Source organism: Thalassorhabdomicrobium marinisediminis (genome assembly GCF_003072065.1).
Lineage (GTDB): Bacteria > Pseudomonadota > Alphaproteobacteria > Rhodobacterales > Rhodobacteraceae > Octadecabacter > Octadecabacter marinisediminis.
On sequence record NZ_QCYG01000011.1, the window covers coordinates 52654 to 70019 of the forward strand.

The window sequence follows — 17366 nt, forward strand, 5'->3', positions numbered from 1 at the left end:
ATTGATGGTTTGGGTATCGACAAAATCGCACAAGATCAAAATCTTGCGCGCCGTCCTTCATGTTTCGGCACCGATCCGCAGGAGGGTGCTGTGACAAAAACCATGGACACATTCGCCCCGGACAACGACCCGCGCGCCTTTCGAGATGCCTTGGGGGCCTATGCCACCGGGGTCACAGTTGTGACCGTGCCTTCTGAGGACGGCCCCATCGGGATCACCGCGAACAGTTTCGCCTCGGTCTCGCTCGACCCGCCATTGGTGCTTTGGTCCCCCGCGAAATCATCCAACCGTTTCAAATACTTCTCAGGCGCTCCTCATTTCGCGATCCACGTGCTGGACGGCCACCAGCAGACGGTCTGCGACGGCTTCACCCGCGACCGCGCCGCTTTCGGCTCGCTGGACTGGCAGCCGGATGAAAACGGCGTGCCGCTCATCGAAGGTTGTCTGGCACGGTTTGAATGCAGCTTGGAAGCAGAGCATGACGGCGGGGATCACACGATCATCATAGGCCGCGTGACCCGTGCCAGCGCCCGCTCGGGCCTGCCGCTGCTGTTTCAGGCCGGGCGCTTTGTCTCCCTTAAAGGTTAATATCAAGTACGACTGATAAGCAATTGGTTTAGAATTATAAAGTGACGCCTCCCTAGCGTGGATCCAGCGGCTTCTCTGGACGTTTTAACACAGGCGCGATGCTTTAACTTCTCTGGACGCCGCACAGGAATTCAGAGGGCGGAACCATCCGGCGCGCGCGCACGTTTCTCTTGCATCCTGTCAAAGAGAGATCCCATGCCCAATCTGAATGCGCTGTCTATCGACCCGACCTCGACCCGTGGCAAAATCCTGTCAAAGGTGAACCCCGACGACTTCGCTTGGGCGCTGCCTATTATGCGCACGGGATACGCGGGCCGCGGGCTGGTGTATCTCGTGGTTGCGGGTCTGTCGCTGTGGTCCCTGTTCCAGGGCGGTCAGGCTCAGGGCACCAAAGAGGCGTTCCAGTCCATGAGCGACAGCGCATGGGGCACGTTCATCATCGGGGCGATCGTTGCGGGCATGGTGGCCTATGCGATTTGGCGTCTCATTGATTGCATCTGGGATCTTGAGGCTTATGGCACCTCGGGCAAGGGGATCATCGCCCGCGCCGGCATGCTGGTCACCGGGCTCACCCACCTCGGGATCGGGGTTCTGGCGGCGACGGCGATGGGGGCGCTGTCGTCTTCTTCCTCCGGATCAAGCGGCAAATCCATCCTCACCCGCATCCTCGAATGGCCGGGCGGGCAATGGATCGTCGGGATCGCCGGGGTGCTGACCGTCTGTGCGGCCATCTATTATTTATTCAAAGCCTATGCGCAGACCTACCGCGACACCTTGGCCGCCAACCACTTCACCACCCATTGGAACTGGCTGCTGCGCCTTGGCGTCGCCGCGCAGGGTTTTATCGTCGGCTTTATCGGCGTCCTGCTTGTCTATGCGGCGCTGCAATCGGATGCGTCGGAAGTCGGCGGGTTGGGCACCCTGTTCGACTGGCTCAACAGTCAGGCGTTCGGGAAAATCCTTGTCGTGGCGCTGTGTCTTGGACTGTTGGCCTTTGCGCTCTTCTGCTTCGTGAACGCGTTCTACCGCGTGGTGCCGAAAGCCGCCGGAGACGATGTGGAAACCGTCTCGGCCCGCTTGCGGCGCCAGTGACCTAGCGGTCCTCGGGCTTCCCCTGACGGCGGGCCTTGCGGTAGAATTTGCGGTTCTTTTCCATAAACTCGTTGAACAGCGCGCCCATGCCCTTGCTTTCGCGCCCTTTGAGGTAAACGAAGCCCGAGAACCCGCCGATGGCCGCGCCGATCGTGTCGATGATCAGATCCCACATCGTATCGACCAACCCGCTTTTCTGCATGTTGAAGCCGAACGTCTGGTCCATGAAGAACTCGAAAATCTCCCAGATGGCACCGAAGGCGACGCCGACACAAAAGGCCAGAACCGCGATGGCCCAAGCGGGGGCGGCGTATTTATCGCCCTCGAACATCATGAAAATGAACAAAAATCCCATCGCACCGAAGCTTAGCGCCGAGAAGAAGTGCAAGACCACGTCCCACCACCAGAACCTCTCGTAGAAGTTGGCGACTTCGCCGAGAAACAACGTCGCAAAAATGAAGACGACGATGGCCGTCAGAACCGTACGGGGCAGCTCGATCCCGAAGAACCGCGCGGCCTTGTCCGGCAGGAACGTCAGGATCAGCGTCGCTCCGGCCACGAAAACCGCGGTCCAGGTCTGGGTCAACACACCCGAGATGACCTCAATCGCGAGGACCGCCTGAATGAGCCGGATGACGACGGGAACAGAAGACAGTTTCACAGTGTTTTCCCCACAGAGCAAAGCCAATAGAGTGGACCTATGACCAAGCACGCGCCCCTCCGCCTTGCCAGCTACAACATTCGCGCCGGTCTGGGAATGGACCTTCGGCGTGATCCGCTGCGAATTCTGTCCCATATTGCGGCGTTCAAGGCCGATATCGTCGCCCTGCAAGAGGCGGATTTTCGCATGGGATCGCGCCCCACGGCCCTGCCCCGCGACATGATCGAAAGCCACACCGGGCTGACACCACTGCCGGTGGCCGAGAACGACGTCAGTCTGGGTTGGCACGGGATTGCGATCCTCGCCCGGCCCCACCTCAAGCCTGAAGCGGTCCACCGCTATCCCCTGCCGGGGCTGGAGCCGCGCGGTGCCGTGGCGGTCGACTTGCCGCAGCTGCGTGTTGTGGGCGTGCATCTGGGTTTGCTGCGCCATTCGCGGCGCCAACAGCTTGACCACATCCGCGAGGCGCTGGAAGAGCTCGACGACCGGCCGACGGTGATCATGGGGGATTTCAACGAATGGTCCCGCAAGGTCGGACTGGGGCGTCTGGCGCGGAACTTCACGATCCTCACGCCCGGGCGCACTTTTCCCGCCAGCCTGCCCATCGGTGCGCTGGATCGGGTCGCCCATTGCGACCGGGTGCAGGTCAAGATGCTGGACGTGCCCCCCAAGGTTGCAGGCGGTCACGGGTCGGACCACCTTCCGATCATGGCCGAGGTGCAGCTGAACTAGCGGCGCGGCATCGGACGGAGCACCTCGCCCAGCGGACGTCGGGCGCGGGGCGGCGCATCGCCAGTGGGCACGCCGAAACGGATCGCTTGGATCAATCGGCGTTCCGGCAACAGGCCGAAATGTGCAACGATGTCGGCGCGCGCGCCGTCGTGATCGGTCAGCGCGGCCATGGGCCAGCCCGCCAATCCGAGCGAGGCCGCTTCGAGACACAGCCGCAGATACGCCCGCCCGGACTCCACCGCAGGCTCCTCCCGGTCGCGGTGGAACAGGCCGATGAGCGGCGCGGTCATCGTCGCTTGGGCTTCCTGCGCAAGGCCCCGCGTGCGGCCCAGCATCCGCAGCAATGGCCAAGCTGGCCCGAAGGCCAGTGGCAGCGCACGGGCGGCCTTGGCGGCCAGCCGCAGCGCTCGCCGGTCCATACCGTCAAGCCCTGCGCGCGGGTGGCGCGGGGTCAGCCGCATCCAGTCCAGCAATTCCTGTCGCACGCCGCGGATTTGCAACTGTTCATGGCTCGCCGCGTCATTGCGCGTGGCCAGCCAGGCGCGCCCGTCATGATCCATCACGAAACGCGTGTCGCGCCGGGTCCAGCCAAAAAGCGCCGGCGCTTCATCGGCGAAAGCACCGCGCCATGTGAAGCGGCGTTCAAGCTGCCGGTGCAGCCCGTCCTCGGCCCCGTCGGTGAGGGTTAGATGCGCCACGGCGACAAGGCCCTGCTTCGGGCTCGTGTCGTGGCCCGTCAAAGTCACCTCGGCCCCGATCCCCTGCGCCGACAGCGCCAGCACCATCGCCTCAAGCACCGCGCCACAGGACAAAGCCGCCCCGCGACCTTCGGGATCACTGACCGGCAGGCCCACGTCCGTATCGCAAAACAAAGACAACGCCGCGCCATCGCGCAGCCATCGGGCGGGCTGGGTGTTGTGGATCGTGGGGGCCAGCGCCGCACGGGCCACGCACCCCTCGAAGGTGGTCTGGTCAATCATCGGAGGACGCGCGCCGGACCGCTCATACCGTCGCGCCGACCGCCCGTTCGCAACCTGCGCGCGCCAGCGGCGTCAGGCCGTCGCCCCCCGCGGCAAGATGCTCGCCCATCTGCGCAAGCATCCGCGGCTCCCAAAAGGCGCGCAGGTGGTCCGCGACGCATCCGGCCTTGTCCGCGTCGGGCTGGCTTTCGAAGAAGGTTGCGATCTGGTTCGCCATGCGGACGAGCTTGTCATGCGACATCGGTGGCCTCGCTCAGTTGGATGCGGTGGGGATGGGTGAAAATTTCGAACCGGTCATCACGGGCCAGCGCGACCAGCGTGACCTGCGCGGCTTCGGCCGTGGCAACGGCCAGCGTCGTGGGCGCGGATACAGCCAGAATGATCCCGCAGCCAGCAGCCGCAGCTTTCTGGACCATCTCCACCGACACGCGCGAGGTGAGGACGAACGCCCCCGTGGCACACTCCGGCACCGCGCCGATCAGCTTGTCGAGCGCATTGTGCCGGCCCACATCCTCACGCACCGTGAAAAGCCCGCGCCCGGCGCTGTAGAACCCCGCACCGTGAACCGCGCGCGTGCGGTCGTGCAGCGCTTGACCCGCGCGCAGGGCCTCCATCGCGGCCACAACCTGCGCAGAGGTCAAGGACACATCGGCGGTCACGGGCGACACAGGCCGCAGCGCCTGATCCAGACTGTCGATGCCGCACAGCCCGCAGCCGACCGGACCGGCCATCGCGCGGCGCCGCGCGGCGAGCTTCCCGGCCATTGCCTCGGGCAACCACATCCGCACCTCAAGGCCTTGCCCGTGGGGCACCACCTCAACGCTGTCGGGCGCGCCCCAGCCTTCGGTGCGGGTGAAGCCGCGGCCGAAGTCCTCAAGATCGCGGGGCGTGGCCATCATCACCGCCTGCGTCGTGCCGTTGTAGACCAGCGCGACGGGCACCTCATCGGGCAGGCTGCGCGGCTGCACCGTTGCCCGCCCCGCGACCACAACGCGGGCCTGCGCGGTCTGATAGCCCTTGCGCACCGGTGTCACGCTCACTCGGCCGCGGGAAGGATGCGCCGCGACTGCTTTGCCTGCGCCGCATAGTCCTCCTGCCACTCGCTTGGCCCGTTGGACAGCGCCACCTGCACCGCCGTCACCTTGTATTCGGGGCAGTTCGTCGCCCAGTCCGAATAATCCGTGGTGATGACATTGGCCTGCGTCTCGGGGTGGTGGAAGGTCGTATAGACCACCCCCGGAGAGACGCGATCGGTCACCTGCGCGCGCAGCGAGGTCTCGCCCGAGCGCGACGAGAGGCGGACGAACTGTCCGTTCTGAATGCCGCGCACCTCGGCGTCGTGGGGATGGATCTCAAGCACGTCCTCATCATGCCAAGCCACGTTGTCCGTCCGCCGGGTCTGCGCGCCGACGTTATACTGCGACAGGATCCGCCCGGTGGTCAGCAACAACGGGAAGCGCGGGCCGGTCCGTTCGTCCGTGGCGACATATTCGGTGACGATAAACTTGCCCTTGCCACGGGCAAAATCATCGATGTGCATGATGGGCGAGCCATCGGGATGGTCGTCGTTGCAGGGCCACTGGACCGAGCCGCGCGTCTCCAGCATCTCGTAATTCACATTGGCGAAGCCCGGAGTGGTGGCGGCAATCTCGTCCATGATCTGACTGGGGTGCGTATAGGTCCAGTTCGACCCCATGGCATTGGCCAGCATCATGGTGATTTCCCAATCCGCATAGCCGTTCTTGGGCGCCATCACCTTGCGCACCCGGTTGATCCGCCGTTCCGCGTTGGTGAAGGTGCCGTCCTTTTCCAGAAAAGTGGACCCGGGCAGGAAGACATGGGCGTAATTCGCCGTCTCGTTCAGGAACAGGTCGTGCACGATCACGCAGTCCATCGCTTCCAGCCCCGCCTTGACGTGCTTGGTGTCCGGGTCCGATTGCAGGATATCCTCACCCTGACAATAGAGCCCCCGGAAGGTGCCGTCGACGGCAGCATCAAGCATGTTGGGGATCCGCAGGCCCGGCTCGGGGTCGATCTTCGTGCCCCACATCTTCTCGAAAATCTCGCGGGTCGCATCTTCGGCTACGTGACGGTATCCGGGCAACTCATGGGGGAAAGAGCCCATGTCGCAGGCGCCTTGGACGTTGTTTTGCCCGCGCAAGGGGTTCACGCCGACGCCGTCCTTGCCCAGATTGCCCGTCATCATTGCAAGGTTGGCAATGGCCATGACGGTGGTCGAGCCTTGGGAATGTTCCGTGACACCCAACCCGTAGTAGATCGACCCGTTGCCGCCGGTGGCGAAGAGCCGAGCGGCCGCACGCAGCTCCTGCGCGTCCACACCGGTCAGGATCGCGGTCGCTTCCGGGGAATGCCGTGGGTCGCTGATGAACTCGGCATAGTGCTGGAACTCGTCCCAATCGCAGCGCGTGCGAATGAACTCTTCATCCATCAACCCTTCGGTGACGATGACATGGGCCAGCGACGACAACACCGCCACGTTGGTGCCCGGCCGCAGCGGCAGATGGTGCTGCGCCACGATATGCGGGGATTTCACCAGCCCGATGCGGCGCGGATCGATGACGATCAACTTCGCCCCCTCGCGCAGACGCTTCTTCATGCGGCTGGCGAACACCGGGTGCGCGTCTGTCGGGTTGGCGCCGATCACCATGATCACATCCGTCGCCTCAACCGAGTCGAAGTTCTGCGTGCCCGCACTGGTGCCAAAGGCGGTCTTGAGCCCGTAGCCCGTGGGCGAATGGCACACCCGAGCGCAGGTGTCGGTGTTGTTGTTGCCAAAGGTCGAACGGATCAGCTTTTGGACGAGGTAGGTTTCCTCGTTCGTGCAACGGCTTGAGGTGATCCCGCCGATGGCCTTCACCCCGTATTGCGCCTGAATGTCCTTCAGACGCTGGGCCGTATGGGTGATCGCCTCCTCCCACGTGACTTCGCGCCACGGATCGGTGATCTTGTCGCGGATCATCGGGTTGAGGATTCGGTCCGAATGTTCCGCGTAACCATAGGCGAACCGGCCCTTGACGCAGGAATGGCCGCGGTTCGCCTCGCCATGCTTGTAGGGCACCATGCGCACGACCTGATCGCCGTTCAGTTCGGCCTTGAACGAACAGCCCACGCCGCAATAAGCGCAAGTGGTCACGACCGAGCGTTCCGGCGTGCCCATTTCGATCACGGATTTTTCCTGCAGGGTGGCGGTTGGACAGGCCTGCACACATGCCCCGCAGGACACGCAATCCGAAGACATGAAATCGTCAAAGCCCGCCCCCGCCGAAACGCGGCTGTCGAACCCCATGCCTTCGATGGTCAACGCAAAGGTGCCCTGCACCTCTTCGCAAGCGCGCACACAGCGCGAACAGACGATGCATTTCGCCGGATCATAGGTGAAATAGGGGTTGCTGTCGTCCTTGGGAATATAAAGCGGGTTCTCGGCCCCCTCGGGCGCGCGCCATTTTGCCTCCGCCTGACTGCGCGCACCGATGCCCGCCGGATCATAGTGATTGGCCCCGGGTTTGTAGCGCACGTCGCGCAAGCCGACCATTCCGGCCATATCCTGCAATTCGCAATCGCCATTGGCCGCGCAGGTCAGACAATCCAGCGGGTGGTCCGAGACATAAAGCTCCATCACCCCGCGGCGGATTTTCTTCACCTTGGCGGACTGGGTCTGCACCACCATCCCGTCGGCTACGGGCGTCGTGCACGACGCCGGCGTGCCCCGCCGCCCCTCGATCTCAACCACGCAAAGCCGGCAGGACCCGAACGCTTCGATGCTGTCGGTCGCGCAAAGCTTGGGCACCTTGATCCCCGCCTCTGCACTGGCCCGCATGACGCTGGTCCCCGCAGGCACGGTGACGTCGAACCCGTCGATCGTCAGCTGCACCATCTCGTTAGACTTCGACGCCGGGGTGCCCATGTCGATCTCGCCGTTCTCCAGTCGGGTCGGAAGGATGAAATCTTTCATGACGCGGCTCCCTTGTTCTTTGGTTCAAAAATACCTCGGGGGTATGGGGGCTGGCCCCCATGACTGTTTGGCTTCGCTGGCCCCAGGGTCATTCCGCAGCCTCTTCGGCCGGCAGGAACTCCTCGGGAAAGGCCCGCAGGGCGCTCATCACCGGATAGGGGGTGAAGCCCCCCAACGCGCAGAGCGAGCCGTCCTTCATGGTCTCGCACAGGTCCTCCAGAAGCTCCACGGCCCCGGCCTCTCCGGCGGCGATCCGGTCAATGGTCTCGACCCCGCGCACGGCCCCGATGCGGCACGGGGTACATTTACCACAACTTTCGACTGCGCAAAACTCCATCGCGAACCGGGCCATGCCGCGCATGTCGGCGCTGTCGTCGAAGACGACCAGCCCGGCGTGGCCGATCAGCCCGCCCTGCCCGTCGAATTCCTCATAGCCGAAGGGTGTGTCGAAGGCAGCGCGGGGCATATAGGCACCCAAGGGGCCGCCCACCTGCACCGCCTTCACCGGCCGCCCGCTCAGCGTGCCGCCCGCCACCTCGTCCACCAATTGCCCCAAGGGCATCCCGAAGGCCGTCTCATACAGGCCGCCATATTTCACATTGCCGGCAATCTGGATCGGGATCGTGCCACGGGACCGGCCCAGCCCGAAGTCTGCGTAGTGCTGCGCGCCCTTCTCGAGCACGACCGGAACCGTGGCGAGCGATATGACGTTGTTGACCACCGTGGGCTTGCCCAGAAACCCTTCGAGCGCGGGCAACGGCGGCTTGGCGCGGACCACGCCGCGCTTGCCTTCGAGCGAATTGAGAAGCGAGGTTTCCTCGCCGCAAACATAAGCCCCCGCACCGACGCGAATTTCCATCTCGAAGGCCCGGCCCGACCCGAGCACATCCGCACCCAGCATCCCTGCCCGCTGCGCCAGACCAACGGCTTTCTCCATGATATCAATGGCATCGGGATACTCCGAGCGCAGATAGACATAGCCCTGCGTCGCTTCGACCGCCAATCCGGCGATCACCATGCCTTCGATCAGGGTGAAGGGATCGCCTTCCATGATCATCCGGTCGGCAAAGGTGCCGCTGTCGCCTTCGTCGGCGTTGCAGACGATGTATTTTTGCGACGCGGGCGCGGCCAGAACCGTGTTCCACTTGATCCCCGTGGGAAAGCCCGCCCCGCCCCGGCCCCGCAGGCCCGAGGTGGTGACTTCGTCGACGATCTCCTGCGGGGCCATCGCGATGGCCCGGCGCAGGCCCGCCAGCCCGCCGTGGGCCTCGTAATCGGCAAGGTCGAGCGGGTCGATCACGCCGCAGCGCTGGAAGGTAAGCCGCGTTTGCCCCTTCATCCAGTCGAGGTCTTCGACCAAACCAAGCCCCGCCAGTTTTCCGTCCAGCAGCGCGGGCACGTCCTCTACCGCGACCGGTCCATAGCCCACGCGGCCGGCATCGGTTTCGACCTCGACCAGCGGTTCCAGCCAGATCATCCCGCGTGAGCCAGTGCGGATCACCGTCACATCCAGATCGCGCGCGGCGGCGTCCTTAGCGATTGCTTCGGCCACGTCGTCTGCGCCCACGGCTTTTGCTGCGGAATCGAGGGGAACATAGATCTTCATGCCTGCACCTCCGCCAGCAGCCGATCGAGCTTATCCGCGTCCAACCGACCGACCACCTTGCCATCGATCATCGCAGCCGGACCGCACGCGCACAGGCCCAGACAATAGACGGGCTCGACCGTGACGGTGCCATTGGCGGTGGTGCCATGCCAATCCACGCCCAGCTTTTGCAGCGCCGCTTGCGACAGCGCCGCACCCCCGACCGACTGGCAGGCCTCGGCGCGGCACAGTTTCACCACATGTCGGCCCGAAGGCGCATCGCGGAAATCGTGATAGAAGGTGATGACGCCGTGCACCTCGGCGCGGGTGATATTCAGGTCGTCGGCGATGATCTGGATCACATCGGCGGGAATATAGCCGAACTCGGCCTGCACCGCGCGCAGGATCGGCAGCAACGGCCCTTCGCGCCCCTTATGGGCGGCCAGAATGCCTTGCATCGTTTCTGTCGTCGCCGCATTGGCCATGGAACACTCCCTTTGCTCCGGTCAGTCCCCCGAGTTGTCGCGCCGATTGCGCGGGCAATCAATATCGTTTTCTCGTCTATTGATAGGGAATACCTATCAAACACCCGACACGTCTGAAAGCGTCCGTGCGCGATCCAAAAGCGTCGCCAAGACCGGTGTGAGGGGTTCGCGGTGCGGGGCCACAAGCCCGACGATGTGGCTGGCGTCCGGGCTGATGAGCGGAACCGATTGCAGATCGTCACCCTTGAGGAAGATTTCGGCCGCGCGCACAGGCAGAATCGTCGCCAGATTGCTGCGCACCACGTGGCTGACCAGCACCACCACCGAAGAGGCTTCGATCCGCGGCGTGACCTCGACCCCCGCTTCCAGCAGGTGCTGGTTGATGATCCGGCGGTTCTGCATGTCCGGCGTGAGCAGGCACAGCGGCACCTGCTCCAGTTCCGCCCAGCGCACGGGGCCAGACAGCAACGGATGCCCCGCCCGCGCCACCAGCACATAGCGTTCCGCATAGATCGGCACTGTGGTCACGCGGCCCAGCGGTTCGTTGTCGAGGTAGGTCAGCCCGGCGTCGATCTCGAGGTTTTCCAGCATCTGCAGGATCTCGACCGAGGTCTTCGATTGCACCGAGAAGCGCACGTTGGGGTGCGCCTCTCCGTAGCCCGCGGTCAGATCGCTCACCACCGTAAGCGCGGTGGGGATCACGGCCAGCCGCAGATCACCCGACAGCCCCTCTCGCGCGACGCGCATCTCCTGTTTCAGCGACCGCGCGTCGCCCACGATCCGCCGCGCCCAGTCCAGCGCGCGCTGCCCTTCGGGGGTCAGCCCGCGATACCGCGAGCCACGCCAGACCAGCATCACGCCCAACTGGTCCTCAAGCTGTTTGATCGCCGCCGATAAGGTGGGCTGCGTCACGCCTTGGGAAATGGCCGCGCGGCCGAAATGCTCTTCCCGGGCGAGCGCGATGAACATTTCCAACTTGTCGATCATGAGGCAGGCTTTCGATAGGGATGCCCTATCAGACGCCATGCCCCCTGCGGGCGCAAGGCTAGTTCTTCTCCGCCCGTTCGGCGACGCGCCGCGCCCTTTGTGCCTGCAGGATCGGCAGAACGATCAGCGCCACGGCGATCAGCAGCAGCACCAGCGTCATGGGCCGTTCCCAGATGAACCGCACGCCGCCGTAAAGCTGCATCGAGCGCGAGAAGTTGTCCTCCATCATGCCGCCAAGAATGAAGCCGATGAGCAGCGGCGGCAGGGGATAATTGGCAAATTTCAGCGCGATACCGCAGATGCCGAAGCCCACGAGGATCAGCAGTTCGGTCGCGTTGTTCTGCCCGATATAGGCCCCCATGAGGGTGAAGAACAGGATGAAGGGGATGAGGTAATTGCGCGGAATCGCGAGCAATTTCGCGATATAGGGGATCAGAGGCAGGTTCAGGATCAAAAGCACCAGATTGCCGATGAACATGGACATGATGACCGCCCAGAAGATCTGCGGCTCATCCACCATCAGACGCGGCCCCGGTGTGACGTTGAGCGCGATCAGCGCCCCCAAAAGGATCGCCGTGGTGCCCGACCCGGGAATGCCCAAGGTCAGCAGCGGCACGAAGGACCCCGTGCAGGCCGCGTTGTTGGCGGTCTCGGGCGCGGCCAGCCCCTTGACCGAGCCCTTGCCGAATTCGGCCTGCTCTGCTTTCGGTGCGATATTGCGCTCAACCGCGTAGCCAAGGAACGACGCGATCGTCGCCCCCGCGCCGGGCAAGACACCGATAAAGAACCCCTGCACCGACTGGCGACCGATCACGGGCGCGATGGCCCGCGCCTCGGCCCCGGTGATGCGCAGATCCTTGATCTCGCCCCCATCGTCGCCAAGGTTCTTGGGCTTGAGCACAAGGAACACCGCTTCGGGCAAGGCGAACATCGCCATGGCCAGCGTGATAAAGCCGAAGCCTGACTGCAGGTCCATGATCCCCATGGTGAAACGCGGCAGGTTGAACAGTGCCCCCTCACCCACCGTGGCCATGATCAGCCCCAGCACGGTCATCAGCAGCGCCTTGATCACCTGCCCCGGTCCGGCAAAGGCCGCGATGGCCGACAAGCCCACGATCATCAGCGCGAAATACTCGGCCGAGTGGAACAGCAACGCCACCGAGGACAGCATGGGCGCGAAGATTACCAGAAGGATTGCACCGATGGTGCCGCCGGCGAAGCTCGAGATTGCGGCAATGGTCAGCGCCTTGCCCGCCTTGCCCGAGCGCGCCATGGGGTAGCCGTCGAAGCTGCTGGCCACGGTGCCGGCCACGCCCGGCGCATTGAGCAGGATCGAGGAAGTCGAGCCGCCGAAGATCGCGCCATAATAGACGCCCGCCAGCAGGATCAGTGCGGCCGAGGGATCGCCCATGGTGATCGCGACGGGGATCATGATGGCGATGATCGACATGGGCCCAAGGCCCGGCAACATGCCGATAAAGGTGCCGATCAGGCAGCCCCCGATGACCACCAACAGGTTTTGCAGCGACAGGGCCGTTTGCAGGCCGATGAGAATTCCTTCGAGCATGTCAGTTCACCAACGCAAGGGGCCAGGGCCGCAGGAAAATGCCCAGCACCTCTTCCACGAGATACCAGACGGCAAAGGTCGCGATCAGGGCAACGGGCACCATGATGTACCACTTGCGCTCTCCGAGGATGACGCCGCCGATGACAAGGAACGAGGCCGTCGAGATCATGAAACCCACGGGCCGCAGGCAGAGCGCATAAACCACCATCAGCCCCAGCAGCAGCAGCGCCTGGCCGTAGAAATACTGCCCCAGTTTTCGGTGATCGATGTCGCCCACGGTCTGCTCGCCCTTCTCGAGCCCCAGCAGAATGGCGAGCGAGGCGAGGATGCCCAGAACCGACAGGACCTTGGGAAAGGTGCTGGGCCAGATCGGATTGCGGCGCATGAAGGGGGCAAGGGTTGCGTCCATCATGAACCAGGCGGTGTAGCCATAGGCCAGACAGACCCCCAGCAATATCAATGCGATCCAGCGATCCAGCGTCATTCTTTGCCCCTCCCCAAGGCAGATGTGAAAAAATCAGGCGGAGCGGTTGGCCGCTCCGCCCTTGTGTCATGGCGGGGGCCTAGAGGAAGCCCAGCTTGCGCATCAGATCGCCGATGGTCTGTTCCTGCTCTTCCAGGAACGTCAGGAAATCATCGCCTGAGTTGTGGATGTTGACCCAGCCGTTGCGGGCGCGGACCTCTTCCCACTCCTCGGTCTCATACATCTTGGCCAGTGCGTCCTGATAGGTGGCAATCTTGTCGTCGGGCAGGCCCGGCGCACCGAAGAAGCCGCGCCAGTTGACGAAAGAGGTGTCGATGCCCTGCTCCATCATGGTCTGTGCTTCGGGGGCGGCGTCCACGCGCTCTTCAGCGGTGATGCCGATGATCTTCACCTCGCCCTGATTGGCCAGATCGACCGCTTCCGACAGCCCGGTGGAAAGCGCCTTGATCTCACCGGACAAGAGTGCCGCCATGGCCGTGCCGCCCGCGTCATAGGCGATGTAGTTCACGTCGAGTGCATCGCGCCCCGAGGCTTCCATCACCATCGCGGCAACAAGGTGGTCCATCCCGCCGGGGACCGAGCCGCCGCCGATGGGCGTGCCCGCCGGGTCTTCGTCATAGACCGCAAGGAACTCTTCCATGGTGTCGACGTCGCTGTCGGCTGGCACCACCAGTGCTGCATAGTCGCCGATCACGCCCGAGACGAGCGTCAGATCGCGGAAGTTGTGTGGGAACACCCCGGTGAGCGAGCGGATCACGATGGGGGTCGAGTTGACCATCAAGGTGCCGTGGTTGCTGTCCGCGTTCTCGATCAGATAGCCGATCGCCGTGCCGCTGCCCCCACCGGACATATTCTCGTAAGAGGCCGAGCCCACAAGCCCGGATTCCGTCAAAGCCTCGCCCACGCCGCGCGCGGTGCCGTCCCAGCCGCCGCCAGCGCCGCCGGGGATCAGAAAGTGGATGCTGTCCACGACCTGATGGCCCTCTGCGAAGGCCGGTGTGCCCAGACCCAGCGTTGCCACAGCCGTCGCAATCAGGGCCCGTCGGCCCAGTTTCATCGTTGTCATCGTATTCTCCCTTTTGGTAGCCGTTTGCATCACGGCTTGGTGAACACAGACAAGCACGGCAACCTGACATTAACCTGTCACGGGGGCAAAGATGGGGGACGGGATGTGAAATATCTGTTGGTCGAAGACAACGTCGATTTGGCCGACGCCATCGCCGCCCGCATCAAGTTCGACGGACATACCGTTGATCACGCTGCACGAATCGATGAAGCGGTGGCCTTTGTCCAGACCAACGAATACGATCTCATCCTGCTGGACATCATGTTGCCCGACGGCGATGGGCGCAGCTTTCTGCGCCAGCATCGAGCCACCGCGAACACCACGCCGGTCATTGTTCTGACCGCACGCTCGCAGGTCTCGGACAGAATCAGCCTGCTGGATCTGGGGGCCGATGACTATCTGACCAAGCCTTTCGATCACGCCGAGTTGCAGGCCCGCTGCCGCGCGGTGCTGCGCCGCAACGCAGGCGCCGCGCACAGCACGCTGCGGCTGGGGGATGTGGAGTTTGACAGCGTCGGCGGCGTTCTGAAGGTCGGCGGTGCCGTCATCACACTGCGCAACCGCGAGCTGCGCCTGCTCGAATTGCTGATGACCGCGCGGGGGCAGGTGTTTTCGAAGCAGAAACTTGTGGACCGGCTGTTTTCCTATGACGACGACGTCTCGGAGAACGCGATCGAGGTCTATATCGCCCGGCTGCGCAAACATCTTGAGGGCTCGGCGGTGCAGATCACCACCTTGCGCGGGCTGGGCTACAGGCTGGACCATGACCGCTGAGGTCCATGTCCATGGATCGCTGCGCCGCAGGCTGGGGTTGATCCTGACCGGCGGGGCGGCGGTGCTGGCGGTGATCCTGTATCTGGCGGTGCGGACCTTCGCCGCGCAGATCGCGCAACAGGGGCAGGACAGCATCCTGAACGCCTCCGTGACCTCGATCCTCGATACGGCGGTGCTGCGCGACGGTGAGGTGCTGCTCGACTTTCCCTATGCGTCCCTGTCGATGTTGGGAACCTCGGCTGACGACCGCGTGTTCTATGCCATCCACGCCGACGACAGGCTGCTGTCCGGCTATGACAGTCTGCCTGCGCCGGGCGCGTCGCAAGACAGCCTGCCCCGGTTCCGCACCACCGATCACGGGGGCGAGCCTGTGCGCATGGCCACCGATGCGCGGACCCTGATCGGCGCCCAGGGGCAAACCACCGTCACCGTGAGCGTCGCACAGACGCAGGACGCGCTGTCCGAGACCTTGAACGCGATCTCGCGGCGGGTGGCGCTGTTCGGCATCGGCTTTTTCGCCTTGTCCACGGCGCTGGCGCTCTGGGCGGCGGCCACAACAAGCCGCCAGTTGCGCCGGTTGACGACCTCGGTCACGCGGCGCGGCCCGCAGGACTTGCGCCCGGTCGCCCAGCCCGTGCCGTCGGAAATGGGGCCGCTGGTCGCATCGCTGAACACGCTGATGGGGCGGCTGGATCACGCCCTGACCCGGTCGGAAGAGTTTCTGGCCGAAGCTGCGCACCGGGTGCGCACGCCGCTCGCCACCGTGCGCGCCTATGCGGAGACCACGCTGCAGCGGGTGGACAATCCCGACAACCGCAAGGCGCTGCACGCGATGATCCGCGCCATCGACGAAAGCAGCCGCGCGGCCAGCCAGCTTCTGGATCATGCGATGGTGACCTTCCGGGCCGACACGCTGACCCGTGAGGATCTGGAACTGAGCGAGCTCTTGCGCGATCTTGTGGACCGGATGCGTCCGGTGGCCGACATGAAGGACATCACCCTGTCGCTGCGCGCGGAGGGTCCGGCCGTCCTGCACGGGGATGCGATCCTGTTGCAGAACGCCCTTCGCAACCTGATCGACAACGCGCTGAAATACGCGCCGGCGGAAACCCGGGTCGAAGTGGCGGTGCGTTCTGAGGGCGCGGGGCCCGTCGTGACCGTGATCGACGAAGGCCCGGGCTTTGACGCGGCCGAGATCGACACCCTTGCCACGCGGTTTGTGCGCGGCAAGGCCATGGGCCACACCATCGGCTCTGGTCTGGGTCTGACCATCGTGCAGGCGGTCGTGCTGGCCCATGGCGCGACGATGACCCTGAGCAACACAGCGGAGGGCGGCGCATGCGTTACCTTGCAGTTCTGATCGTCGCGCTGTGGCCCGCGCTGCTGGCCGCGGCAGAGTGGGAGGATCACCAGACCTTCGGCGACACCGAGGCATCGGCCCCGCTGCGCATCCTGTCGAGCACCGACACCTCGTTCTTTGCGCCGATCATCGCCGCCTTCGTCGCACGCCAGCCCGGGGTCGCCGTGGAATACCTTGTCACCGGCACCGCCGATCTTGACGCGCGGTTCCGCGATGCGCCCGCAGCCTATGACGTGGTGATCTCAAGCGCCATGGACCTGCAACTCAAGCTGGCCAACGACGGCTTTGCCGCACCGCTGGACATGCCCGAGCATCCCGACCGCGCGCAATGGCACAAACGCCTTTTCGGCTTCACCACCGAACCTGCGGCCATCGTCGTCAACAAGGAGCTTTTCGCCGATCTGCCCTTGCCCCGTTCGCGGCAGGACCTGATCGAGGTGCTGCGCGCCAACCCCGAGCGCTTCACCGGAAAGGTCGGCACCTATGACGTGCGCGACTCCGGTCTGGGCTATTTGTTCGCCACACAGGACGCCCGCTCGTCCGAGACGTTCTGGCGGCTGATGGAGGTTATGGGCCGGCTTGATGCGCGGCTCTATTGCTGCTCGGGCGAGATGATCGACGATCTGGCCACGGGGCGGCTTGCGGTGGCCTACAACGTGTTGGGCAGCTATGCCGAGGCCCGCGCGACCGAGGCTGGGGCGCTGACGGTGATCCTGCCGTCCGAGTTTCCCACCGCGATGATGCGCACGGCGCTTATCTCGCGCGCGGCGCCACAGCCCGAGGTCGCCAAAGCCTTCCTGCGCCACCTGATCCAGATGCAGGCCGGCGGCGGCGACGCGGGCTTTCCCCTGCCCCCGCTGGCCACGTCCAATGATGCCACGGGCGGCACCTCGATCTCGCTCGATCCGGCCTTGATGACCTATCTTGATCGCATGAAACGGCAGATGTTCATTCAGGAATGGGAGAACGCGATCGTGCAGCAGGATTAGGCTTGCCCGGTGCGCGAAACACGCCGCCCAGCCGCCTTTGGGG

The 17366-nt window shown here is 64.3% G+C and carries 17 protein-coding genes; 6 read left to right on the forward strand and 11 right to left on the reverse strand.

Translation table 11 applies throughout. The annotated features are described in order from the left end of the window. Positions 1-102: 102 nt before the first annotated feature. Positions 103-588, forward strand: a complete 486-nt coding sequence (locus DC363_RS15330; RefSeq protein ID WP_108642100.1) for a flavin reductase family protein — start codon at positions 103-105, stop codon at positions 586-588. A 195-nt stretch (positions 589-783) separates the two neighbouring features. Next, positions 784-1680 (forward strand): DUF1206 domain-containing protein, encoded by an 897-nt coding sequence (locus tag DC363_RS15335; protein ID WP_241963037.1) that lies wholly within the window; start codon positions 784-786, stop codon positions 1678-1680. 1 nt (position 1681) lies between these two features. On the opposite strand, the gene DC363_RS15340 is transcribed toward DC363_RS15335, so the two are convergent. Beyond that, positions 1682-2341: a DUF2238 domain-containing protein gene (locus DC363_RS15340; RefSeq protein WP_241963038.1), complete on the reverse strand. Its 660-nt coding sequence runs from the start codon at positions 2339-2341 to the stop codon at positions 1682-1684. A 39-nt stretch (positions 2342-2380) separates the two neighbouring features. On the opposite strand from DC363_RS15340, the gene DC363_RS15345 reads away from it, so the two are divergent. Then, complete coding sequence (locus tag DC363_RS15345) at positions 2381-3073, forward strand: endonuclease/exonuclease/phosphatase family protein (protein WP_108642036.1); 693 nt, start codon at positions 2381-2383, stop codon at positions 3071-3073. Here the strand turns inward: DC363_RS15345 and DC363_RS15350 are convergent. The 10 genes from DC363_RS15350 to DC363_RS15395 form a co-directional block, all read right to left on the reverse strand. Continuing rightward, a complete protein-coding gene (locus tag DC363_RS15350) occupies positions 3070-4053 on the reverse strand; it encodes a hypothetical protein (RefSeq protein WP_108642037.1) in 984 nt (327 codons plus the stop codon). The genes DC363_RS15345 and DC363_RS15350 overlap by 4 nt on opposite strands. A 22-nt stretch (positions 4054-4075) precedes the next feature. Beyond that, positions 4076-4294: a formate dehydrogenase subunit delta gene (locus DC363_RS15355; protein ID WP_108642038.1), complete on the reverse strand. Its 219-nt coding sequence runs from the start codon at positions 4292-4294 to the stop codon at positions 4076-4078. Beyond that, positions 4284-5093 (reverse strand): formate dehydrogenase accessory sulfurtransferase FdhD, encoded by an 810-nt coding sequence (gene fdhD / locus DC363_RS15360; RefSeq protein ID WP_422396415.1) that lies wholly within the window; start codon positions 5091-5093, stop codon positions 4284-4286. Before fdhD ends, DC363_RS15355 begins: the two co-directional genes overlap by 11 nt. Next, positions 5090-8026 (reverse strand): formate dehydrogenase subunit alpha, encoded by a 2937-nt coding sequence (gene fdhF / locus DC363_RS15365; RefSeq protein ID WP_108642039.1) that lies wholly within the window; start codon positions 8024-8026, stop codon positions 5090-5092. The genes fdhD and fdhF overlap by 4 nt, the downstream gene beginning before the upstream one ends. A gap of 88 nt (positions 8027-8114) precedes the next feature. Next, positions 8115-9632: a formate dehydrogenase beta subunit gene (locus DC363_RS15370; protein ID WP_108642040.1), complete on the reverse strand. Its 1518-nt coding sequence runs from the start codon at positions 9630-9632 to the stop codon at positions 8115-8117. Next, positions 9629-10096, reverse strand: a complete 468-nt coding sequence (locus tag DC363_RS15375; RefSeq protein ID WP_108642041.1) for a formate dehydrogenase subunit gamma — start codon at positions 10094-10096, stop codon at positions 9629-9631. Before DC363_RS15375 ends, DC363_RS15370 begins: the two co-directional genes overlap by 4 nt. A 96-nt stretch (positions 10097-10192) precedes the next feature. Next, a complete protein-coding gene (locus DC363_RS15380; RefSeq protein WP_196778439.1) occupies positions 10193-11083 on the reverse strand; it encodes a LysR family transcriptional regulator in 891 nt (296 codons plus the stop codon). Between the two features lie 58 nt (positions 11084-11141). Next, positions 11142-12650, reverse strand: a complete 1509-nt coding sequence (locus DC363_RS15385; RefSeq protein WP_108642042.1) for a tripartite tricarboxylate transporter permease — start codon at positions 12648-12650, stop codon at positions 11142-11144. Position 12651: 1 nt separating this feature from the next. Next, a complete protein-coding gene (locus DC363_RS15390) occupies positions 12652-13134 on the reverse strand; it encodes a tripartite tricarboxylate transporter TctB family protein (RefSeq protein ID WP_108642043.1) in 483 nt (160 codons plus the stop codon). Between the two features lie 79 nt (positions 13135-13213). Beyond that, positions 13214-14200 carry a Bug family tripartite tricarboxylate transporter substrate binding protein gene (locus tag DC363_RS15395; RefSeq protein WP_108642044.1) on the reverse strand — a complete coding sequence of 329 codons (987 nt, stop codon included), beginning with the start codon at positions 14198-14200 and terminating at the stop codon, positions 13214-13216. 105 nt (positions 14201-14305) lie between these two features. Between DC363_RS15395 and DC363_RS15400 the strand changes: the two genes are divergently transcribed. From DC363_RS15400 to DC363_RS15410, 3 genes are read left to right on the forward strand one after another with little or no spacing between them, the layout of a single operon-like run. Continuing rightward, positions 14306-14974 (forward strand): response regulator transcription factor, encoded by a 669-nt coding sequence (locus DC363_RS15400; RefSeq protein ID WP_108642045.1) that lies wholly within the window; start codon positions 14306-14308, stop codon positions 14972-14974. Continuing rightward, positions 14964-16334 carry a sensor histidine kinase gene (locus DC363_RS15405; RefSeq protein WP_108642046.1) on the forward strand — a complete coding sequence of 457 codons (1371 nt, stop codon included), beginning with the start codon at positions 14964-14966 and terminating at the stop codon, positions 16332-16334. The genes DC363_RS15400 and DC363_RS15405 overlap by 11 nt, the downstream gene beginning before the upstream one ends. Then, entirely contained in the window at positions 16313-17323 is a 1011-nt protein-coding gene (locus tag DC363_RS15410) for an ABC transporter substrate-binding protein (RefSeq protein WP_108642047.1), read from the forward strand. Before DC363_RS15405 ends, DC363_RS15410 begins: the two co-directional genes overlap by 22 nt. The last annotated feature ends 43 nt before the right edge of the window (positions 17324-17366 follow it).